We start from the raw sequence: 21042 nt of genomic DNA on the forward strand, positions 1-21042 counted from the left end.
GTCAGCCCTGCGCGGTGCGGCGGCGGCGCTCGGCCCGCCACAGCCGACGGACCAGCACGGCGCCCGCGACGAGGCCGAGCCCGGCGGGAGCCACGGCGAACCAGTTGACGTCGGCCGGCGAGGTGACCGCCGCGCCGACCGCGGCGTACCCGAACGCGCTCGGCACGGCGGCGATCACGCTGCCGGCGAGGAACGGCAGCAGCCGCGCCCCGGTGGTGCCGTAGCCGTAGCTGACCAGGCCGTACCCGGCGATGGGCACGAGCCGGACGGTCACGACGCCGAGCACGCTCTGCCGGGCGAACCAGCCGTCGAGGCGGGCCAGCCGGCCGCGGACGCGCTCGGCGACGAACTGCCGGCCCAGCAGCCGGCCGACCGCGAACCCCACCGCGGCGGCCAGGAGCGCGGCGGTCAGCGCGTACCCGGCGCCCTCCAGCGGACCGAAGATCGCCCCGGAGGCGAGGGTGATGAAGGTGCGCGGCACCAGGGCGACGAGCAGCAGCGCGCCGGCGAGGACGGCCGCCACCGGTGCGAGCCCGCCGAGCCGGTCGGCGAGCCGGGGCAGCTCGGACGGGTCCGGCAGGGGCACCACGAGCAGCAGCGCGCCACACGCCGCCACGATGAGCAGCAGGAACGCGAACCGGACGGCCGACGGCTGGCGCAGCAGCCGCCGGACGGCGGGCGTCATCCGCGCGCGGCGGCCACCGCGGCGCGTCGCTCGGCGCGGAGCCGCTCGGGCCAGGTGTCGTCCACCGGCGGGAGCTGGTGCACCCCGGTGGCCCACCGCAGCAGCAGGTCGGCCAGCGCGGGGTTGCGGGCCAGCGCCGGGCCGTGCGAGTACGTGCCGAGCAGCTTCCCGCGCCAGGCGCCCTCGGTGGCGCCGTCGTTGCCGACGCCCGCGGTGACCCGGGCCAGCGGCGCCACACCGGGCCCGAGGTGCGTACGCCCGCCGTGGTTCTCGAATCCGCTGAGCGGGGGCAGCCCCAGGCGCCCGTCGACGTCGCCGGCCAGCTCGCCCACGGCCCGGCTCTCGCCCCGGTCGGAGGTGATGTCGAGCAGTTCGAGCCCCGCGTACCTCGTGCCCTTGGCGAAGAAGGAGTTGCCGAGGAGCTGGTAGCCGGCGCAGACGCCGAAGACCACGGAGCCCTGGGCCACGGCCCGGTGCAGCCCGCCGTCGGCGATCAACCGCTGCGCGCCGAGCGCCTGCGGGCCGTCCTCGCCGCCGCCGATGAGGTAGATGTCGGCCGTGGCGGGCAGCCGCTGGTCGGAGCGGACCTCCAGCACCTCGACGGGCATCCCGCGCTGGCGCGCGCGCCGGGCCAGGATCAGGGCGTTGCCCCGGTCGCCGTACGTGGAGAGCAGGTCGGGGTAGACCCAGACGATGCGCAGGCTCTCAGTTGACACGGTCCAACTCCGCTCGGATGTCCTGGAACGCGGTGTAGTTGGCGATGACCTCGAGGCGCCCCGGTGGCACCGCGCGGATCGCGTCGGTGAACGTCCGGACGTGCTGGAACGGCACGTCGTTGACGTCGAGCCGGACGGCGAGGTCGTACGCCCGGTCGCCGGTGATGAGCACCTGCCGGCCGCGCAGCGGGGCGAAGTCCACGTCGAAGAGCCATGACGTGTCCAGCCCGTCCGGGTCCCGCGCGTTGATCGACAACAGTGTCGGCGCCAGATCGGCCATGTCGAACGCCTCCAGCCAGCTGGCCGGGTTCTTGGCCAGCAGCAGCCGGATGAGGCGCCCCTCCCGCTCGACCTGCGCGTAGCGGCCGGCCACCGAGGTGACGCTCGCGAGCCGCGACACCGCGTCGACCGGTCGGACGCCGAACTCGGCGGCCACCGCGAGCGCCGTGGCCGCGTTACCGATGTTGACCTTGCCGGGCAGTTGGAGGGAGACCTTGTGCCACGCGCCGGTCGGGTCCAGCACGCCGTCGTCCTCGACGACCCAGTGCGGCTGCGGGCGGCGCAGCGGGCACCCGCTGCACCACCACTGGTCGCCCGAGCGCTGGATGGTGGAGCCGCACTCGGGGCACACCCAGGAGTCGTCGTGCCACCGCTGGCCGGCGCTGAACCAGGTGACCGTGGGCGGCTTGATCCGGTGGTCGTGGGTGGGCGGGGGGGACGCGGCCCAGACGACCATCGGGTCGTCGGCGTTGGCGACCACCCGCACGTCGGGGTGCCGCACCAGCGCCGCGCGCCAGAGCTGCGCCATCATGGCGACCTCCTTGGCGCGGTCGAGCTGGTCGCGGGAGAGGTTGAGCAGTGCCACCACGTGCGGGTCGGTGGCCTCCAGGACCTGGGCGAGGTAGTGCTCGTCGACCTCGAGCACCGCGTACGGCGTGCTGCCCGCCTTGGCCAGCGCCGAGGTGTGGCCGGTGGGCATGTTGGCGCCGAACGAGTTGGTGGCGACCTTGCCGAGCACGCCGACCGCGGCGGCGGCCAGCCGGGTCGTGGTCGTCTTGCCGTTGGTGCCGGAGATGAGCGCGATCGCGCGTCCGGCGGCGAGGTGCGCGAGCAGGTCGGGGTCGATCTTGAGGCCGATCCATCCGCCGATCACCGAACCGTCACCCCGGCCGGCGGCCCGCGACAGCGCCGCGGCCGTCCGGGACACGGAGCTGGCCACCTTCGCCCGCAGGGGCATCTTCGCGTCCGTCACGCGAGCGAGGTTACCGGACCCTCGGCTCCGCCAGATCGCCGCCGACGGCGAACCGTTCGGCCGGGGAGCCCGGGCGGGTGGCCGGTTTCGCCTCGGCCGGACGGAGTCGATCTATGTCGGGAAACGGACGCCGCCGGCGGGGCGCCACGGCCCTCCACTCGGCTCCACCCCCTGTGACGTGCTGTTTTGCGCGGAGATCGGGCGCGCCACGCGGGCGTTTCCGGTTGCAGGTGGAGGGAAGTGGAGTAGAGTGGGGCCCAATGGTGAGGCCGGGAGGGCCCACCGGCCCGGGGGGTCAGCGGCGCCGCGAACGCCGCTCAAGGGCGAGGGGGTTGGGCCGTGTTCCTCGGCACCCACACTCCGCGCCTGGACGACAAAGGCCGGTTGATCCTTCCGGCGAAGTTCCGGGATGAGCTGGCGGGGGGTGTCGTGATCACGAAAGGGCAGGAGCGCTGCCTCTACGTCTTCCCGATGCCCGAGTTCCAGCGGATCGCGGAGCAGTTGCGCGCCCAACCGATGACGAGCAAGGCGGCCCGGGCCTACAGCCGGGTCTTCTTCGCCAGCGCGCACGACGAGGTGCCGGACAAGCAGGGCCGGGTGACGATCCCGGCCCACCTGCGGGAGTACGCGGCGCTCGACCGCGATCTGGTCGTGATCGGCGCGAGCACGCGGGTGGAGATCTGGGACAAGGCCGCCTGGGAGTCCTACCTCGCCGAGAGCGAAGACGAGTTCGCCGACATCGAGGAGGGGGTGCTGCCCGGCGGTCTGTAGGGCGGAACGGCGCTCGGCGTACTGCGAGATCTCCAGCCGCTTTCGAGTTCCTGGCACCCCTTCCCCGGTGCCAGGCGCACGATCCACGGGGGGCCCGCGGCCTCGCGGCGGACGGGAGCGGATGGGGATCTGGCGGTACGGCGACGGCGCCGTCCGACGCGGGGCGCGAGAGCGGACGAACGGTTACCAGCAGTGGGGGTCGACATGGGGGAGCTACGCGGCACGCACGTGCCGGTGCTGCTCGAGAGGTGTCTCGAGCTGCTCGCCCCCGCGCTGGACCGGGGCGACCGGACGGTGTACGTCGACGCCACGCTGGGCCTGGGCGGGCACGCCGAGGCGGTGCTCGAGGCGCACCCGCGGACGGTCCTCGTCGGGCTCGACCGGGACACCGAGGCCCTCGCGCACGCGCGGGTGCGGCTGGCCCGTTTCGCCGACCGGATCCACCTCGAGCACGCGGTCTACGACGAGTTGCCCGACGTGCTCGACCGGCTCGGTTACCCGGGCGTGGACGGGATCCTTTTCGACCTGGGGGTCTCGTCGCTGCAACTGGACGCGCCCGACCGCGGGTTCGCCTACGCGCAGGACGCACCGCTCGACATGCGCATGGACCAGACCCGGGGGGTGACCGCCGAGGAGGTGGTCAACACCTACAGCCACCCGGAGCTGGCCCGGGTGCTGCGGGTGTACGGCGAGGAGAGGTTCGCCGGGCGGATCGCCTCGGCGATCGTCCGGGAGCGGGAACGCGCCCGGATCACCTCGTCGGCCCGGCTCGCGGAGCTGGTACGGGAGGCCATTCCGGCACCAGCCCGACGAACCGGGGGACACCCGGCAAAGAGAACGTTTCAGGCTTTGCGGATCGAGGTAAATCGGGAACTGGCCGCGCTGGAGACGGCGCTGCCGGCCGCGCTCGACGCGCTCAACGTCGGCGGTCGCATGGTGGTCCTGTCCTACCACTCGCTGGAGGACCGGCTCACCAAGGCGGCGCTCGCCGATCGGGTGCGCAGCACCGGCCCGATCGACCTCCCGGTCGAGCTGCCCGGCACGGGCCCGACGTTCCGGCTGTTGAGCCGGGGCGCGGAGCTGCCCGGGGAGCTCGAGGTCGCCGCGAACCCGCGCGCCGCCTCCGTGCGGCTGCGGGCCGCGGAACGCATCGACCCGGATGCCGAACGGCAGCGGCGGACCGACCGCGAACGGTCCCGCCGCCGGGTCAGGGCGATGCACCAACCGGGCACAGGGTCCGGCGGACCGGTGGGGGATCGGCGGCCGCCGGAGGACGACAGTGGGACGGACGTAGAGGGGGAGGGACATGAACGTTGACAGGCGCGAGCGCCGGGACTTCGCCGGCGTCGGGCAGCGCGCACCGCGGTCGGGGGGCCGGACCGCGGTGGAGCGGGCCACCCGCGCGGGTAACGGTACGTCACGCATCGACCGGGTGAACCGGCAGGGGGAGTCCCGCGCGCGGGGGGCGCGCGAGTTCCCGGTGCAGGGCACCGCGGCGCTGCGGCCGGCCGAGCGGGGTGGCGCCACCGCCGCGCGCCCGCCGCGGCTGCGGGTGGCGCCGCCGCCGCCGGTGAAGGTGCCGCGGGCGCCGTTCGCGGCGCTGATCGTGGTGCTCGTGGTCGGCGGGGTGCTCGGCATCCTGCTGGTCAACACCAAGATCAACGAGAACGCGTTCAAGCTGGAGAAGCTCGAGCAGCAGCAGGCCCGGCTGGACCTGGAGCAGCAGCAGCTGAACAAGCAGATCGCCAAGGCCGAGGCGCCGGGCAACCTGGTCGCCGAGGCCCGCCGGCTCGGGCTGGTCGAGTCGGGCGAGCCGGGGTACATCCGGCTGCCCGACGGCCAGACCATCGGCGTGCCGCAGCCGGCCACCGGCGAGCCGTCGGTGACCAGCCAGCAGGGCGCGGGACGCTGAACCGTGCCACCGAGGTCGGAGGACCCGCGCCGGGACGCCACGGGCTCCCGGCGCGGCTCGTCCCGGGAGAACACCGGCCGGGGCTCCGGCGAGCCGGGCGTCGGAGGCATCTCCGGCGCCCGGGCGTACACCCCGCGCGGGCGCACGATCCGCGAGGAGCGCGCCGGTCTGCCCCGCGGCGGCGCCGAGCAGCGGCGCACCCCCCGCAGCAGCCGCTCGGGTGACCCGTTCCGGCCCGCGTTGCAGGTCCTCGACGGCGGTCGCGCCGGCGCCACCCGGGCCACCCGTCGCGGCGCGCCCGCCACCGGCCGCTCCGGCGTCGTCCGGACCGTCCAGGCACGTACGCCGGGCGGTGCCGGGGACGAGCCGCCCGGGCCGCGGCGCCGGACCGTCCCCCGCGCCCCGCGCCGGTCGGACCGGCCGGCGGCCCGCCGGCCCTCGCGCAAGCCGCCCCGGCCGCCGAAGCTCGCCGACCCGCGGCGGCGGCTGCGCCTGGGCACCGTGCTCACCCTGGCGCTCTTCGCCACCATCGGCATCCGGCTGGTCGTCCTCCAGGCCGTCGACGCGCCCGCGTACGCCGGTGGCGGGGTGACCGACCGGACCCGCACGGTGGACCTGCCGGCGCCCCGCGGCGCGATCTACGACCGCACCGGTGCCCCGCTGGCGCACAGCGTGGAGGCCCGGTACGTCTTCGCCGACCCCACGCTGATCGAGGACCCGGCGGCCACCGCGCGGGCGCTCTCCCCGCTGCTGGGCATCTCGGCGTCCAAGCTGACCAAGCTCATGCAGCCGCGCCGGTTGGAGAACGGCAACCCGTCGCGCTTCGAGTACCTCGCCCGGGGCGTCGAGGTCGCCACGGCCCGGCAGGTGCAGGCGCTGGAGCTGCCCGGCATCGGCGTGCACCGCGACGAGCGGCGCGAGGTGCCCGGCGACGACCTGGCCGCCAACCTCATCGGCTTCACGAGCGAGGACATGAACGGCCTGGAGGGGCTGGAGGCCCGCTACGACGACCTGCTGCGCGGCGAGGACGGCAAGCGGGTCTACGAGGCCGGCCAGGGCGACCTGGCCGCCCCGATCCCCGGCGGCTACAGCCGCACGACGCCGCCCAAGCCGGGCAGCTCGTTGCAGCTCACCATCGACCGCGACCTCCAGTACATGACCCAGGTGATCCTCAGCCGGCACATGGCGCGGGCCAAGGGCGGCACGGCCGCCGCCGTCGTGATGGACCCGACCACCGGCGAGGTGCTGGCCCAGGCCAGCCACCCCACGTACAACGCGGCGAAGCCGCTCCCCAGCGACCCCGTGGCCCGGGAGGACGCCGCCACCAGCTTCGTGGTCGACCCCGGCTCGGTGCACAAGGCGATCACGTTCGGCGCGGCGCTCCAGGAGGGGGTCATCACGCCGGACACCGCCCTGCCGATCGAGAACAGCGTCAAGAAGGGCGACACCTGGTTCTCCGACACCCACCCGGCCAACGGGCGGAGGATGAGCGTCGCGGGGATGCTCGCGTACTCCTCGAACGTCGGCACCATCAAGATCGCCGACGAGCTGGGCCAGGACCGGCTGATCGACTACCAGCGCCGGTTCGGGCTGGGCCAGCCCACCGGGGAGGGCATGCCGGGCGAGGCCAGCGGCCGGCTGCTGCCCGCCGAGGAGTGGAGCGAGTCGTCGTACGGGTCGGTGCCGATCGGGCACAGCGTGGACGCCACGCCGCTGCAGATGGCCGCCGCGTACGCCGCCATCGCCAACGACGGGACGTACGTCCAGCCGCACCTCGTCAAGGAGGTGATCGGCCCGGACGGCACCCGTACGCCGGCCAAGCCCCCGGTCACCCGCCCGGTGCTCAGCCCGGCGAACGCGGCGGCGCTGCGCACCCTGCTGGAGGCGGTCACCACCGTCGAGGGCGCCACCGGCACCACCGCCGCCGTTCCCGGCTTCCGGGTCGCCGGCAAGACCGGCACGGGGTGGCGGCTCGTGGACGGGAGGAAGCAGCCCGGCGAGGTCAACTCGTTCATCGGGATGGCACCGGCCGAGAAGCCCCGCTACGTGATCGCCGTCTTCGTCTACGCGCCCCAGGGCGGGGGCGCCGCGATCGCCAATCCGGCGTTCAAGGAGATGATGCAGTTCACTCTCCGTCACTACAAGGTGCCGCCGTCGACCACGAGCAAACCGCCCAAGTTCGTCGTCTATCCGCGCTGACCAGCCATGGCGGGACATCATCGGTGAGTGCGGACGAACCACCGGGGCGGCGGTGCGGCCGGCGCCGGACGACCGGGTAGGGTCTGACGCCGTGCCCGGCAATCCTCGCCCCCGTACCGTCACCGGCACCCGGCTCGGCGACCTCGCGGCCCGGCTCGCCGTCGAGCCGCCCGCCGACGCCGCCGACGTGCTGGTCACCGGCGTCACCCACGCGAGTCAGGAGGTCCGCCCCGGCGACCTGTACGCGGCGCTGCCCGGCGCCCGCAGGCACGGCGCCGAGTTCGCCGCCGCGGCGGCCGGGGCCGGCGCGGTGGCCGCCCTCACCGACCCGGCCGGCGCCCCGCTGGTGGCCGCGGCCGGCCTGCCGGCGATCGTCGTGGCCGACCCCCGGGAGGCCCTCGGTGGGCTCGCCGCCGCGGTGTACGGCGACCCGACCGCCGACCTGACCGTCATCGGGGTGACCGGCACCGCCGGCAAGACCTCCACCGCCTACCTCATCGAGTCCGGGCTGCGGGCCGCCGGCCACACGACCGGGTTGATCGGCACCGTGGAGACCCGCCTCGGCGACGTGACGATCGACAGCGTGCGGACCACGCCCGAGGCGACCGACCTGCACGCCATGCTCGCGGCCGCGCGGGAGCGCGGGGTGACCGCGGTGGTCATGGAGGTGTCCAGCCACGCGCTCGCGATGGGCCGGGTCGGGGGCGTCCGGTTCACCGTCGGCGGCTACACCAACTTCGGCTCCGACCACCTCGACTTCCACGCCGACTCGGCCGAGTACTTCGCGGCGAAGGCCCGGCTGTTCGACGGGCGCTGCGCCGTCGAGGTGCTCAACCACGACGACCCGGCGCTGCGGCCGCTGTTCAAGCCGGCCACGGTCAGCTACTCGGCGGCCGGCGACCCGGCGGCCACCTGGTGGGCCGACGGCGTCGGCGGCGAGGGGTACGCGCAGCGGTTCACCGTGCACGGCCCGGACGGTCTCGTCGTGCCCGGCAGCGTGGCGCTGCCCGGCCGGCACAACGTGGCCAACGCGCTGCTCGCGATCGCCGCGCTCGTGGCGGTCGGGGTGGAGCCCGGCACCGCGGTGGCCGGGGTGGCCGCGTGCGGCGGCGTCCCGGGCCGGCTGGAGCTGGTCACCCCCGCGGACGCCCCGGTGCGCGGGGTGGTCGACTACGCGCACAAGCCGGACGCGATCGTGGCCGCGCTGGCCGCGCTGCGCGAGTTGAGCGCCGGCCGGCTGATCTGCGTGATCGGCGCCGGCGGGGACCGGGACCGGGGCAAGCGGCCGGTGATGGGCGCCGCCGCGGCGGAGGGAGCCGACGTGGTGCTGGTGACCGACGACAACCCGCGGACCGAGGACCCGGCCGCGATCCGCGCCGAGGTGCTCGCCGGGGCGCGGCAGGCCGGTACGACGGCCCGGATCGAGGAGGTGGCCGGCCGGCGGGCGGCCATCGACGAGGCGGTACGGCTCGCCGAGCCGGGCGACGTGATCGCGGTCCTCGGCAAGGGACACGAACGCGGGCAGGAGGTGGCCGGCGAGGTACTGCCGTTCGACGACCACACCGAATTGGCCGACGCCCTGCGCGCACGCTTCGGCGACCTGGCGGGTCACCGGTGATCCCGCTCACGCTGGCCGAGGTGGCCGCCGCCGTCGACGGCCGGCTCGTCGGCGCCGATCCGGACGCGCGCGTCACCGGCCCGGTCGAGTTCGACTCGCGCAAGGTCGAGGCCGGCGGCCTCTTCGTGGCCTTCCCCGGGGAGAAGGTCGACGGGCACGACTACGCGGCCGGCGCCGTCGAGGCCGGCGCGGTCGCCGTGCTCGGCAGCCGGGAGGTGCCCGGGGTGCCCATGGTGCTGGTCGCCGACGCCCGGGCCGCCATGGGCCGGCTGGCCCGCGCCGTGGTCGACCGGCTGCCGCAGCTCACCGTCATCGGGCTCACCGGATCGTCGGGCAAGACCACCACCAAGGACCTCGTCGCGCAGCTCACCGCGCGGCTCGGGGCCACGGTCGCGCCGCCCGGCTCGTTCAACAACGAGCTGGGGCACCCGTACACGGCGTTGAAGGCCGGACCGGACACCCGCTACCTCGTCATGGAGAAGGGCGCCCGCGGCGTGGGGCACGTGCGCTACCTCTGCGAGCTGGTGCCGCCCCGGATCTCGGTGGTGCTCAACGTGGGGACCTCGCACATCGGCGAGTTCGGCTCCCGGGAGGCGATCGCCCAGGCCAAGGGGGAGCTGGTCGAGGCGCTGCCGCCCGACGGGCTGGCGGTGCTCAACGCCGACGACGACCTCGTGTCCGCCATGGCGTCCCGCACGTCCGCCCGCGTGGTCCGCTACGGCGAGGCGGCCGACGCCGACGTGCGGGCCGAGGACGTGACGCTCGACGAGCGGGGGCGGCCCGCGTACACCCTCGTCACCCCGGAGGGGCGCGTGCCCGTGCGGCTCGCGCTGACCGGCCGCCACCAGGTCTCCAACACGCTCGCCGCGGCGGCGGTCGCCCGGGAGCTGGGCATGCCGCTGGCCGAGCTGGCGGAGGCGCTGGGTGAGCTGCGGCTGATCTCCACGCGGCGGATGGACGTCTTCGACCGCCCCGACGGGGTGACCGTCATCGACGACTCGTACAACGCCAACCCCGGCTCGATGGCCGTCGCGCTGAAGGCGCTGGCCGCCCTCGGCCGGGGGCGGCGTACCGTCGCCGTGCTGGGCTACATGGCCGAGCTGGGCCCGTACGAGCGCGACGGGCACGCCGAGGTCGGCCGGTTGGCCGCCGAACTCGGCGTCGACCGGCTGCTCGTGGTGGGCGAGCCGGCCGCGCCCATCCACGAGGGCGCGACAGCGGTAGGCAACTGGGGAGGAGAATCGGTGCTGCTCACCGATCAGGCGGCAGCCGTCGAGGTGCTGCGGGGCGAGCTACGGCCGGGCGACGTCGTCCTGGTCAAGGGCTCCCGTTACCGCACCTGGGAGGTGGCCGACGCGCTGCGCGCGGACGGCGGTGCGGAGGCGAGCGAGGGCGGGGCCGCATGAGGGCGGTGATCGTCGCCGTCGGGGTGGCGTTCCTCATCTCGCTCTTCTGCACCCCGATCGCGATCAAGGTCTTCACGCGCCTCAAGGCCGGTCAGCCCATCCGCGCCGAGGGCCCGGCCATGCACCAGGGCAAGAAGGGCACGCCGACGATGGGCGGCGTGGTGTTCATCCTCGCCACGGTCATCGCGTACGTCGCCGGCCACCTGGCCCTGACCACGCTGCCGGACAAGCAGATCGCGCAGGTCGAGCCGACCATCACGGCGCTGGTGCTGCTGGGGCTCATGGTGTTCTCCGGCGCGGTCGGCTTCATCGACGACTTCCTGAAGGTGCGCAAGCGGCACAGCGGCGGCCTCAACAAGCGGGGCAAGCTGCTCGGCCAGATCCTGGTCGGCGCGGTCTTCGGCGTCATCGCGCTCTACTTCCCGAGCACCATGACCGACGCGCAGGGGCAGGCGACCAACACCGAGACCGTCGGCAGCACCACGCTGAGCTTCATCCGGGACATCCCGGCGCTGGATCTCACCAAGGTCGGCGCGGTGGTCCTCTTCATCTTCGTGGTGATGGCCGCGACCAACGGCGTGAACCTCACCGACGGTCTGGACGGCCTGGCCACCGGCGCCTCGGTGATGGTCCTCGCGGCGTACGCGCTGATCGCCTTCTGGCAGTACCGGCACTGGTGCGCCGACCCGGACTACACGCAGGCCTACTGCTACACCGTCCGGGACCCGTTGGAGATCGCGCTGATCGCCGGTGCGGCGGCCGGCGCCTGTGTGGGCTTCCTGTGGTGGAACACCTCGCCGGCGCGGATCTTCATGGGTGACACCGGAGCGCTCGGCCTCGGCGGCCTGATCGCCGGCATGGCGATGTCCACCCGGACCATCCTGCTGCTGCCGATCATCGGCGGTCTCTTCGTGATCATCACGATGTCCGTGGTGATCCAGATCATTTCGTTCCGGACCACCGGCAAGCGGGTCTTCCGGATGTCGCCGTTGCAGCACCACTTCGAACTCGCGGGGTGGAGCGAGGTCAACATCGTGGTCCGGTTCTGGATCATCGCGGGGATCGGCGTCGCCATCGCCCTGGGCCTCTTCTACAGCGAGTTCCTCGCCAACGTCACCTAACCCGACCCCCCCCGTCGCCCCGTCGATCTTGCACTTTCGGCCCCCGGTATGCCCTGGTACGGGTGTTTCGTCGGGGCGGGAAGTGCAAGATCGACGGGGTGTGGGGCGGCGACACGCCGAGGGGGCGGTTGCCGGGGCGGGCGGCCGGCGCAGCCGCCATGATGTCCGGGTGGGGGAGGGACGAGGAACCGACGGCACCATCCGGACCCGGCCCCGGCGGACGCCGGGCGGTGGTCGTACGCCCGAGGCGGGCGCGCCGCCGCGCGCGCCGGACGATCCGGGCGTGCCGGGGACGCCGCTGCGCGGTCTGGACGCGGCCGGCGGGCTGGCGGCGCTGCGCGGCCTGCTGGACCGCCCGCTGGCCTCCTACTACCTGCTGCTGTCCAGCGCCGGCCTGCTGCTGCTGATCGGCCTCACCATGGTCTTCTCGGCGACCAGCGTGCGGGACTACGCCGAGGACGGCGACGCCACCGCGTCGGTGGTCAAGCAGGCGATCTTCGCGGTGATCGGCGTCATCGCGTTCTGGGCCTGCCAGCGGCTGCCCGCCCGCACCTACCGGGCCCTGGGCCGGCCGCTGATGCTCGTCGCCATCGCGCTGCTGCTCGTGCTCAACCTGCTGGTGGCGTGGGCCCGCGTGACCGGGGAGGAGTCGGCGCGGATCGGGCCGGTCGAGGCGCGGCTGCTGTGGCTGTTCATCGGCGGGATCCAGGTGCAGCCCTCCGAGCTGGCCAAGTTCGCGCTGGTGCTGTGGGGCGCCCACGTGATCGCCCGCAAGGGCGCGGCGCTCGGCTGGTGGCGCGAGCTGGCGACCCCGCTGTTCCCCGTGGTCGGCCTGCTGTTCGTGCTGGTCGGCTACAACGACCTCGGCACCATGATCTGCATGCTGGCGCTCGTGGTGGGGCTGCTCTGGGCGGCCGGCGTGCGGATGCGGGTGTTCGGCGCGCTCTCGGTCGCCGGGCTGGCCGGCATCGGCCTGCTCATCGCGGTCGCCTCGATCGGCGCCGGCTCCGGCGAGAAGGACGCGGAGAACTACCGACTCGCCCGGCTCACCAACTTCCTGAACCCGTCGCCGCCCGACCAGTGCGGTGATCCCTGCTGGCAGCTCTACCAGGGGCGGCTGGCCATCGAGCACGGGGGCTGGTTCGGAGTGGGGCTCGGCAAGAGCAGCCTCAAGTGGAACTGGCTGCCCGAGGCGCACAACGACTTCATCTTCGCGATCATCGCCGAGGAGCTGGGGGTGGTCGGCTGCGCCGTGGTGCTCACGCTGTTCGCCGTGCTCGCGTACAGCGGGCTGCGGATCGCCCGCCGGGTCGAGGACCCGTTCCGCCGGCTCGCGGCCGCCGCCGTGACCACCTGGCTCGTCAGCCAGGCTGTGATCAACATCGGTGGCGTCGTCGGCCTGCTGCCGATCACCGGCCTGCCGCTGCCGTTCATCTCCGACGGCGGAAGCGCCCTGGTCGTCACGCTCGCGGCGGTCGGCATGCTGGCCTCCTTCGCGCGGGCCGAACCCGATGCGGCCAGAGCGCTGCATGCCCGTCCGCCGGCCCGGTGGGTCCGACTACTCTGGGCCCCGTTGCCGCCGCTTCCCGGGCGGCGCCGCCGCGCGGCGGCGCCCGCGGGCGCCCAGGGCCCCGTGCCCCGGGCGCGGGAGCGGCGGGAGGACGGCCAGGCCGCACCCCGCGGCGCCCGGCAGACCCGGGCGCGGGGCGGGACGGCGAGCGAGAGGAGACGCTGATGGGTCCGCTGCGTTCGGTGGTGCTCGCGGGAGGTGGCACCGGGGGACACATCTACCCTTTGCTCGCCTTCGCCGACTGCCTGCGCCGACACGACCCCGGCGTCCGGATCACCTGTCTCGGCACACCCCGCGGGCTGGAGAACGAGCTGATCCCGCCGCAGGGCTACGACCTGCGGCAGATCCCCGCCTACCAGCTGCCCCGCTCGATCAACATGAACCTGATCCGCACGCCGGGCCGGATGTGGACGGCGGCCCGCGCCGCCGGCAAGGTGATCGACGAGGTGCGGGCCGACGTGGTGGTCGGCTTCGGGGGGTACGTCTCGGTGCCGGCCTACCTCGCCGCGTGGCGGCGGGAGCTGCCCATCGTGATCCACGAGGTGAACGTGCCGCCGGGCGTGGCGAACCGGCTCGGGATGAAGTTCACCAAGCACGTGGCGGTGGGCTTCCCGCACCAGCCGACGCAGGCCGAGGCGCTGCGCGACGCCCGGGTGGTGGGCGTGCCGCTGCGGCGCGGCATCGCCGGGCTCGACCGGGCCGCGATGCGCGACGCCGCCCGCGCCCGCTTCGGGCTCCGCCCCGACCTGCCCGTGCTCTTCGTGGCCGGCGGCTCGCAGGGCGCCCGCTCCATCAACCTCGCCGTGGCCGGCGCGGCCAAGGAGCTGGCCCGCAACGGCGTGCAGGTGCTGCACGTGATGGGCGCCCGCAACGAGCCCGTGCCGGTCCCCACCGACCTGCCCGTGCCGTACGTGACCCTGCCGTACCTGTCCGAGATGGAGCTGGGCTACGCCGCCGCGGACCTCATGGTCGGCCGGGGCGGCGCGATGACCTGCGCCGAGGTGGCCGCCATCGGGCTGCCCACCATCTACGTGCCGTACCCGCACAGCAACCAGGAGCAGAAGCGCAACGCGCTGCCCGTCGTGGAGGCCGGTGGCGGGCTGCTCGTCGACGACTCCGAGCTGACCCCGGCCTGGGTCGAACAGACCGTCATCCCGCTCATCCGCGACCCGCACCGGCTGGCCGCCATGGGGGCGGCCGCGGCCGCGTACGGGCGGCGCGACGGCGACGTGGCGCTGCTGAACTTCGTCTACGAGGCGGTGGCCCGATGACCGCGCAGTTCACCCCGGCCGGCACCCTCACCGCCGAGGACCTCGGCACCATCCACCTCATCGGGGTGGGCGGCGTCGGCATGAGCGGGCTCGCCCGCCTCTTCCTCACGCGGGGCCTGCCGGTCTCCGGCAGCGAGCTGCGCGAGTGGCCGTCGCTGGCCGGGCTGCGCGCGCTCGGCGGCACGATCCACATGAGCCACGAGGCAACCAACCTCGACGGCGTGGACACCGTGGTCTACTCGTCGGCCATTCCGCAGGACCACCTGGAGATGGTCGAGGCGCGCCGCCGTGGCCTACGGGTGCTGCACCGCTCCGAGGCACTCGCCGCGGCGATGACCGGCCGCCGGACGGTGGCGGTCGCGGGCACCCACGGCAAGACCACGACCACCTCGATGGTGACCATGGTGCTCCAGCAGGCCGGCACCGACCCGTCGTTCGTGATCGGCGGTGAGATCTCCGAGGTCGGCTCGGGCGCCCACCACGGCACCGGCGAGTACTTCGTGGTGGAGGCCGACGAGAGCGACCGCTCGTTCCTGATCTACCGCCCCTACGTCTCGATCATCACGAACATCGAGGCGGACCACCTCAACACCTACGGCGACCTGGCCAACCTGGAGGCCACCTTCGCCGAGTTCGCCCGCCTCACCGACCCGGACGGGTTCATCATCACCTGCGCCGACGACGCGGGTGGGCGGCGGCTGGCCGAGACGCTGCGGGCCGAGGGCCGCCGCGTCCACACGTACGGCGAGTCCGCCGACGCCGACCTGCGGCTCACCGAGATCACCTCGTCGGCGCAGGGCGTGCGGTACCTCGCCGCCATCGACGGGCGGTCGCTGGGCGAGTTCCGCCTCCCGGTGCCGGGGCGGCACATGGGGCTCAACAGCGCCTCGGCGGTGCTCGCCGCGTACCTGCTGGACCTGCCGCTGGAGGCGGCGGAGGCCGCGCTGGCCGCGTTCCCCGGCGTACGCCGGCGCTTCGAGCGCAAGGGCGTCGCCGACGACGTGCTGGTCTACGACGAGTACGCCTACCACCCGACCTCGATGACGCTCGCGCTGCGGACGCTGCGCGAGGTGGCCGGCGACGGCCGGCTCATCGTGGTGTTCCAGCCCTACCGGCTCTACCGCACGCGGGACCTGCAGGCGGAGATCGCGGAGGCGCTGGCGATCGCCGACGAGCTGGTGCTGCTGGAGGTCTTCGGCCCGGGCGAGCTCCGCCAGCCCGGCGAGGGCTCGGCCGCGCTCGTCGAGGCCGTGCCGCTGCCCGCCGACCGGAAGGTCTTCGTCGACTCCTGGGACGCGGCGCCCGTGGAGGTGGCCCGGCGGGCGCGGCCCGGCGACGTGGTGGTGACGATGGGCGCTCCGCCGATCTCGCTGATGGGTGACCAACTGCTCGACGCCCTGCTGGCCCGGGCGGAGGGCGCCACCGGTGCCGGCGTCCCGGCCGGTGGTGGCGCCGTGACCCCGGACGGCACGGCACCCGCGGCCGGATGAGCCCGGGCCCCGCGCGCGGACGGACCACCGGCGCCGAGGCGGCCGGCCGGCGCGGGCCGGTCGCCCGCCGCTGGCAGCTGGTCCGGGCGGGCAGCGACGCGGTGCCCGCCTCCACCCGGCGGTTCATGCGCCGGGCCCGTCAGCGCCGGATGCGGGCCGCGCTGCCCTGGGCGGTCGCGGCCGGGATCCTCGTTCTCGCGGGGCTGGTCGCCTGGGTCGTCCTGGGCACCGGGCTGTTCGGGGTGCGCGAGGTGCGGGTGGAGGGCGCCGAGCTGGTGACGCCGGTGGAGGTGCGCGACGCCGCCGGGGTGCCGGACGGGATCCCGCTGGCCAAGGTGGACCTGGCCGACACGGCCCGGCGGATCGGCCGGCTGGCGCCGGTGGAGCGGGCCACGGTGACGCGCGACTGGCCGGACGCGCTGGTGGTCCGGGTGGTGGAGCGTACGCCGGTGGCCGTCGTGCCGCGGGGCGAGCAGTTCGTCGTGATCGACGCGAGCGGCACCGTCTTCCGCACCCTGGACCAGCGACCGGACGACCTTCCGCTGGTGCGGGTGGACCGGCCCGGCCCGGACGACCCGGGCACCCGCGCCGCCGTGGCGGTGCTCGACGCCCTCACCCCGGAGCTGCGTTCCGCCCTGCTCGACGTGAGCGTGGAGAGTCTGGCCCTGGTCAAGCTGCGGCTGCGTGGTGACCGGACGGTCGTCTGGGGCGACTCGTCGCGGGGCGAGGACAAGGCCCGGGTGGCGACGGCGCTGCTCGGGGAGCGGGCCAGGACGATCGACGTGAGCGCCCCGGACGTCGTGACGTTCCGGTGACGGGGCGCTGTCGCCGGCCCGCGCGACGTGAGCCGTCCCGCTCCGGGCGGCGACACGCCGGGTAGGTCCTTGGCTCATGGGGCGGCGGCGCTTACGTTGCCCCGAAGAGGATCAGTGGTTGACATAACTGTAAGCCTCTAGTAGAGGGTGAGGGTTCGTCCCTCGTCCTCGCGGACACAGTCCACGTCGACCGCTGACCTGGCCAAGCCGTGTGGGGCCGGCCCATGCCAATCTCGAGGGGGAAAGGACCTTCAGATGACACCTCCGCACAACTACCTGGCGGTCATCAAGGTCGTCGGCATCGGTGGCGGCGGCGTGAACGCCGTCAACCGCATGATCGAGGTTGGGCTCAAGGGCGTCGAGTTCATCGCGATCAACACCGATGCGCAGGCGCTGCTGATGAGCGACGCCGACGTCAAGCTCGACGTCGGCCGGGAGCTGACCCGCGGGCTCGGCGCCGGCGCCAACCCGGACGTCGGCAAGAACGCCGCCGAGGACCACCGCGACGAGATCGAGGAGGTGCTCAAGGGCGCCGACATGGTCTTCGTGACCTGCGGCGAGGGCGGCGGCACCGGCACCGGCGGCGCGCCCGTGGTGGCGAACATCGCCCGCAAGCTCGGCGCGCTGACCATCGGTGTGGTGACCCGGCCGTTCTCGTTCGAGGGCAAGCGCCGCCAGGTGCAGGCGGAGGCCGGGATCGACGAGCTGCGCAACCAGTGCGACACGCTGATCGTCATCCCCAACGACCGGCTGCTGGCGCTCGGCGACCGCAACATCAGCATGATGGACGCGTTCCGCACCGCCGACCAGGTGCTCCTCTCCGGTGTCCAGGGCATCACCGACCTGATCACCACGCCCGGTCTGATCAACCTGGACTTCGCCGACGTGAAGAGCGTCATGAGCGGGGCGGGCAGCGCGCTCATGGGCATCGGCAGCGCTCGGGGCGAGAACCGCGCCGTGGAGGCGGCCGAGGCGGCCATCTCCAGCCCCCTGCTGGAGCAGAGCATGGACGGCGCGCGCGGCGTGCTGCTCTCCATCGCCGGCGGATCGGACCTCGGCCTGTTCGAGATCAACGACGCGGCCCAGCTGGTCACCGACGCGGCCCACCCGGACGCGAACATCATCTTCGGCGCGGTCATCGACGACGCACTCGGCGACGAGGTGCGGGTCACGGTGATCGCGGCGGGCTTCGACGGCGGGGCGCCCGCGTACAAGGCGGCCGAGCCGGCGCGCAAGACCAACCAGAACCAGCCGACGCCGCAGAACCCGCCGGTCACCCCGCCGGCGACGATGCCGCCGCCGCAGCAGTCGCCCCGGCGCGTGCTCTTCGACGACGTCGACGTGCCCGACTTCCTCAAGAACGGGTCCTGAGCGCCGCCGATGACCGACAGCTCGACCACGGTACGGCCGGACCGCCGTGCCGAACTCGCGGCGGGCCTGGCCCGGGTCCGCGCCCGGATCGCGGACGCCTGCGCCGCGGCCGGGCGGGACCGCGCCGAGGTCACCATGATCGCGGTCACGAAGACGTACCCGGCCTCCGACGTGGTGGCGCTCGCCGACCTCGGTGTGACCGACGTGGGGGAGAACCGCGACCAGGAGGCGGCCGGGAAGGCCGCGGAGGTGGCGGCGGCCGGGGTGACGCCGCGCTGGCACTTCATCGGGCGCCTCCAGCGCAACAAGGCCCGTTCCGTGGTGCGCTACGCCGACGCCGTGCACTCGGTGGACAGCGTCCGTCTGGCGCGGGCCCTGGACGCCGCGGCGGCCGGCCGGGACCGGCCGCTCACGGCGCTGGTGCAGGTGAGCATCGACGGCGACCCGGCGCGGGGCGGTGCGTTGCCCGACTCGTCCGATCCGGACGTGGGGCTGGACCCGGTGGCCGAGGCGGTCGCGGCGGCGCCCGCGCTGCGGCTGGCGGGCCTCATGGCGGTGGCGCCGCTGGGCTGGGAACCGGAGCGGGCCTTCGCCCGGCTGGCCGAGATGGCCGCGCGGGTCCGCGCCGCCCATCCCGACGCGACGGCGCTCTCCGCGGGAATGAGCGGCGATCTGGAGATCGCGATCAGATACGGCGCGACACATGTCCGCGTCGGTAGCGCGTTGCTCGGAATGCGCCCCACGCTGCGGTAGCCTGACCGCGGAAGAAGCGAATCACATCGGTGTTGTTTCAGGAACGGCATCCCGGCGTCGGGGGTCGTGGCGCGCGACGCGAATCGCGTGCCGGGTGGATTGCCGTTCCGGTCCGGTGGGCAGAAAGAGTCCACTCGCGACAGGCGACACTTCACGGGGGCGCGTGCCGCACGGCGGATGGAAGGGCGCGGGATGGGTGCACTGCGCAAGGCGGGGGTCTGGCTCGGTCTGGTCGAAGAGGACGACGAGCGGGCCTACGAGGACGGTGGCTACGACAAGGGTGGCTACCGGGACTCGCGGTACCGGCAGAGCCGGTACGCCGAGGAGTTCGCCGACGACGAGGACGACGCCGAGGAGGCGCCGGCGCCGCGGCCCCGGCTGGGGGAGCGCGGCCGGCTCGGTGAGCGTACGAGCAGCCGCGCCGCGGACACGGAGCGGGCCGAGCCGGAGCGGTCGGAGCGCACGGAGCGCTCCAGCGTCCGGTCGATCACCCGTTCGACCGGTGAGCCGTCGGGCGCGCTGACCTACCACACGCGCGACAACCTCGCCCTCGCGCCGCAGGCGCCGCCGCGGGAGCGTACGGTCGCCGCCGACGAGGAGCAGCGCTACCAGATCACGACGCTGCACCCGACCACGTACCGCGAGGCGCGGACCATCGGTGAGCACTTCCGGGACGGCGTGCCGGTGATCATCAACCTCACGGAGATGGACGAGGCGGACGCCCGTCGTCTTGTCGACTTCGCCGCCGGGCTGGCGTTCGGGCTGCGGGGTACGATCGAGCGCGTGACCAATCGGGTGTTCCTGCTCTCACCGGCCAACGTCCAGGTCACCGCGGAGGACAAGGCCAAGATCGCTGAGGGCGGCTTTTTCAGTCTGAGTTGACCCGCCCGACCGAGGGACGTCGCCTGTCGTGTTGTCGATCGTGCTCCAGGTGGTCTACCTGGTCCTCTACGTGTTCCTGCTCGCCCTGCTGGCCCGATTTGTCCTCAGCGCGGTCCTGGCCTACGGTCGGCGCTGGCAACCGGGGCGGGGCGCCTCGGCCGGACTCGAAGTCGTGTGGAGCGTCACTGATCCGCCCCTGCGCGCGTTGAGGCGTGTGATCCCACCACTGCGAATTGGTACCGTGAGCGTCGACCTGGCCTCGCTTGTGCTCCTGGTTATCCTGTTCGTGCTGATGGAGTTCGTGTTTAGGCGCCTGATCCTGGCCTTTGCCTGACCAGCGCGCTTTCGCGGCCGCAACTGACCCGAGGAGTTTCGATGCCGCTGACCCCGGCCGACGTCCACAACGTCGCCTTCAAAAAGCCGCCGATCGGCAAGCGGGGGTATGACGAGGAGGAGGTCGACGCCTTCCTGGACGAGGTCGAGCGCGAGCTCGCCCGTCTCATCGAGGAGAACAACGAGCTGCGCGCCCAGGTGGAGCGCGGCGGCCGTGGCGGTGCCCCCGCCGGCCCCGGCGGTGACGCCCGCCTCGCGGCGGAGCTCAACGACCTCAAGGCCCAGCTCGACCGGGTCCAGCGCGACAAGGCCGCGGCCGAGCAGGCCGCCCGCGCGATGCAGGCCGAGCTGGAGCAGGTCCGCGCCGCCGGTGGCGCCGCCGTCGCCGGTGACGGCGAGCAGCAGGCGCTGCGGGTGCTGATGATGGCCCAGCGCACCGCCGACGACCACGTGTCCGACGCCCGGCGGGAGGCCGACCAGCTGCTCGCCGAGGCCCGCTCCAAGGCCGAGGAGGTCACCCGCGAGGCGCGGGCGAAGGCCGACGCGCTGGAGCGGGACGCCCGGCAGCGGCACCAGGAGGCCATGGGCGGTCTCGACGCCAAGCGCACCGCGCTGCAGAAGCACATCGAGGAGCTCAAGCAGTTCGAGCGGGAGTACCGCACCCGGCTCAAGGCGTACCTGGAGAGCCAGCTGCGCGACCTCGACGGCCGCGGCCAGGGCCTGGAGGCCGAGATGAGCCGGTCCGAGGCCGGCCGGGTCGCCGGTGGCAACGGTCTGGCCACCGCCGGTCTCGCCGGCTCCTACGGTGGCGGTCGCTCCGGCGCCCTCGAGTCCGGTCGCTGATCTCCGGTCGGCGGCCGTCGCTCGACAGACGGTC

At 74.0% G+C, this 21042-nt stretch carries 19 protein-coding genes; 16 read left to right on the top strand and 3 right to left on the bottom strand.

The window, feature by feature from the left end:
- Position 1 precedes the first annotated feature (1 nt).
- From OG994_RS02155 to OG994_RS02165, 3 genes are read right to left on the bottom strand one after another with little or no spacing between them, the layout of a single operon-like run.
- Positions 2 to 685, bottom strand: coding sequence for a TVP38/TMEM64 family protein (locus OG994_RS02155; RefSeq protein WP_120327239.1), 684 nt, complete (start codon positions 683 to 685; stop codon positions 2 to 4).
- Positions 682 to 1401, bottom strand: coding sequence for a type 1 glutamine amidotransferase (locus OG994_RS02160; RefSeq protein ID WP_120327240.1), 720 nt, complete (start codon positions 1399 to 1401; stop codon positions 682 to 684). Before OG994_RS02160 ends, OG994_RS02155 begins: the two co-directional genes overlap by 4 nt.
- Positions 1391 to 2638: a MurT ligase domain-containing protein gene (locus tag OG994_RS02165; RefSeq protein WP_120327421.1), complete on the bottom strand. Its 1248-nt coding sequence runs from the start codon at positions 2636 to 2638 to the stop codon at positions 1391 to 1393. The genes OG994_RS02160 and OG994_RS02165 overlap by 11 nt, the downstream gene beginning before the upstream one ends.
- 354 nt (positions 2639 to 2992) lie before the next feature.
- Here OG994_RS02165 and mraZ point away from each other — a divergent pair, with 354 nt between their 5' ends.
- The 16 genes from mraZ (at position 2993) to OG994_RS02245 (ending at position 21008) form a co-directional block, all read left to right on the top strand.
- A complete protein-coding gene (gene mraZ, locus OG994_RS02170) occupies positions 2993 to 3424 on the top strand; it encodes a division/cell wall cluster transcriptional repressor MraZ (RefSeq protein ID WP_120327241.1) in 432 nt (143 codons plus the stop codon).
- Between the two features lie 204 nt (positions 3425 to 3628).
- On the top strand, positions 3629 to 4741 hold the full coding sequence (gene rsmH / locus OG994_RS02175; RefSeq protein ID WP_120327422.1) for a 16S rRNA (cytosine(1402)-N(4))-methyltransferase RsmH: 1113 nt from the start codon (positions 3629 to 3631) through the stop codon (positions 4739 to 4741).
- Positions 4731 to 5336 (top strand): hypothetical protein, encoded by a 606-nt coding sequence (locus tag OG994_RS02180; RefSeq protein ID WP_328852044.1) that lies wholly within the window; start codon positions 4731 to 4733, stop codon positions 5334 to 5336. Before rsmH ends, OG994_RS02180 begins: the two co-directional genes overlap by 11 nt.
- 3 nt (positions 5337 to 5339) lie before the next feature.
- Entirely contained in the window at positions 5340 to 7535 is a 2196-nt protein-coding gene (locus OG994_RS02185; protein WP_328852045.1) for a peptidoglycan D,D-transpeptidase FtsI family protein, read from the top strand.
- Positions 7536 to 7587: 52 nt separating this feature from the next.
- The gene (locus tag OG994_RS02190; protein ID WP_120327244.1) at positions 7588 to 9153 is read left to right on the top strand and encodes a UDP-N-acetylmuramoyl-L-alanyl-D-glutamate--2,6-diaminopimelate ligase; all 1566 of its coding nucleotides are present in this window, start codon (positions 7588 to 7590) and stop codon (positions 9151 to 9153) included.
- Positions 9150 to 10559, top strand: coding sequence for a UDP-N-acetylmuramoyl-tripeptide--D-alanyl-D-alanine ligase (locus tag OG994_RS02195; protein WP_120327245.1), 1410 nt, complete (start codon positions 9150 to 9152; stop codon positions 10557 to 10559). Before OG994_RS02190 ends, OG994_RS02195 begins: the two co-directional genes overlap by 4 nt.
- Positions 10556 to 11680, top strand: coding sequence for a phospho-N-acetylmuramoyl-pentapeptide-transferase (gene mraY / locus OG994_RS02200; RefSeq protein WP_120327246.1), 1125 nt, complete (start codon positions 10556 to 10558; stop codon positions 11678 to 11680). Before OG994_RS02195 ends, mraY begins: the two co-directional genes overlap by 4 nt.
- A 283-nt stretch (positions 11681 to 11963) precedes the next feature.
- Entirely contained in the window at positions 11964 to 13415 is a 1452-nt protein-coding gene (locus OG994_RS02205; protein WP_120327247.1) for an FtsW/RodA/SpoVE family cell cycle protein, read from the top strand.
- A complete protein-coding gene (gene murG / locus OG994_RS02210) occupies positions 13415 to 14521 on the top strand; it encodes an undecaprenyldiphospho-muramoylpentapeptide beta-N-acetylglucosaminyltransferase (RefSeq protein WP_120327248.1) in 1107 nt (368 codons plus the stop codon). The genes OG994_RS02205 and murG overlap by 1 nt, the downstream gene beginning before the upstream one ends.
- Positions 14518 to 16011 (top strand): UDP-N-acetylmuramate--L-alanine ligase, encoded by a 1494-nt coding sequence (murC, locus tag OG994_RS02215; RefSeq protein WP_120327249.1) that lies wholly within the window; start codon positions 14518 to 14520, stop codon positions 16009 to 16011. Before murG ends, murC begins: the two co-directional genes overlap by 4 nt.
- Positions 16008 to 16826, top strand: a complete 819-nt coding sequence (locus OG994_RS02220) for a cell division protein FtsQ/DivIB (RefSeq protein ID WP_328852046.1) — start codon at positions 16008 to 16010, stop codon at positions 16824 to 16826. Before murC ends, OG994_RS02220 begins: the two co-directional genes overlap by 4 nt.
- Positions 16827 to 17081: 255 nt before the next feature.
- Positions 17082 to 18197 carry a cell division protein FtsZ gene (ftsZ, locus tag OG994_RS02225; protein WP_120327251.1) on the top strand — a complete coding sequence of 372 codons (1116 nt, stop codon included), beginning with the start codon at positions 17082 to 17084 and terminating at the stop codon, positions 18195 to 18197.
- Between the two features lie 9 nt (positions 18198 to 18206).
- Complete coding sequence (locus OG994_RS02230; RefSeq protein WP_328852047.1) at positions 18207 to 18950, top strand: YggS family pyridoxal phosphate-dependent enzyme; 744 nt, start codon at positions 18207 to 18209, stop codon at positions 18948 to 18950.
- Positions 18951 to 19142: 192 nt separating this feature from the next.
- Positions 19143 to 19832: a cell division protein SepF gene (locus tag OG994_RS02235; RefSeq protein WP_328852048.1), complete on the top strand. Its 690-nt coding sequence runs from the start codon at positions 19143 to 19145 to the stop codon at positions 19830 to 19832.
- A gap of 28 nt (positions 19833 to 19860) precedes the next feature.
- Positions 19861 to 20166, top strand: a complete 306-nt coding sequence (locus OG994_RS02240) for a YggT family protein (protein ID WP_120327254.1) — start codon at positions 19861 to 19863, stop codon at positions 20164 to 20166.
- A 41-nt stretch (positions 20167 to 20207) separates the two neighbouring features.
- Positions 20208 to 21008 (top strand): DivIVA domain-containing protein, encoded by an 801-nt coding sequence (locus OG994_RS02245; protein ID WP_120327255.1) that lies wholly within the window; start codon positions 20208 to 20210, stop codon positions 21006 to 21008.
- Positions 21009 to 21042 lie beyond the last annotated feature (34 nt).

Origin of the sequence: Micromonospora globbae (assembly GCF_036184225.1) — a bacterium.
In the GTDB taxonomy this organism is placed as follows: Bacteria; Actinomycetota; Actinomycetes; order Mycobacteriales; family Micromonosporaceae; genus Micromonospora; species Micromonospora globbae.

Coding starts and splice junctions, on each gene's coding strand:
- OG994_RS02230 (WP_328852047.1), top strand. CDS start 18,207: ATGACCGACAGCTCGACCACGGTACGGCCGGACCGCCGTGCCGAACTC.
- OG994_RS02220 (WP_328852046.1), top strand. CDS start 16,008: ATGAGCCCGGGCCCCGCGCGCGGACGGACCACCGGCGCCGAGGCGGCC.
- OG994_RS02155 (WP_120327239.1), bottom strand. CDS start 685: ATGACGCCCGCCGTCCGGCGGCTGCTGCGCCAGCCGTCGGCCGTCCGG.
- OG994_RS02165 (WP_120327421.1), bottom strand. CDS start 2,638: ATGCCCCTGCGGGCGAAGGTGGCCAGCTCCGTGTCCCGGACGGCCGCG.
- ftsZ (WP_120327251.1), top strand. CDS start 17,082: ATGACACCTCCGCACAACTACCTGGCGGTCATCAAGGTCGTCGGCATC.
- rsmH (WP_120327422.1), top strand. CDS start 3,629: ATGGGGGAGCTACGCGGCACGCACGTGCCGGTGCTGCTCGAGAGGTGT.
- murC (WP_120327249.1), top strand. CDS start 14,518: ATGACCGCGCAGTTCACCCCGGCCGGCACCCTCACCGCCGAGGACCTC.
- mraY (WP_120327246.1), top strand. CDS start 10,556: ATGAGGGCGGTGATCGTCGCCGTCGGGGTGGCGTTCCTCATCTCGCTC.
- OG994_RS02235 (WP_328852048.1), top strand. CDS start 19,143: ATGGGTGCACTGCGCAAGGCGGGGGTCTGGCTCGGTCTGGTCGAAGAG.
- OG994_RS02180 (WP_328852044.1), top strand. CDS start 4,731: ATGAACGTTGACAGGCGCGAGCGCCGGGACTTCGCCGGCGTCGGGCAG.
- OG994_RS02245 (WP_120327255.1), top strand. CDS start 20,208: ATGCCGCTGACCCCGGCCGACGTCCACAACGTCGCCTTCAAAAAGCCG.
- murG (WP_120327248.1), top strand. CDS start 13,415: ATGGGTCCGCTGCGTTCGGTGGTGCTCGCGGGAGGTGGCACCGGGGGA.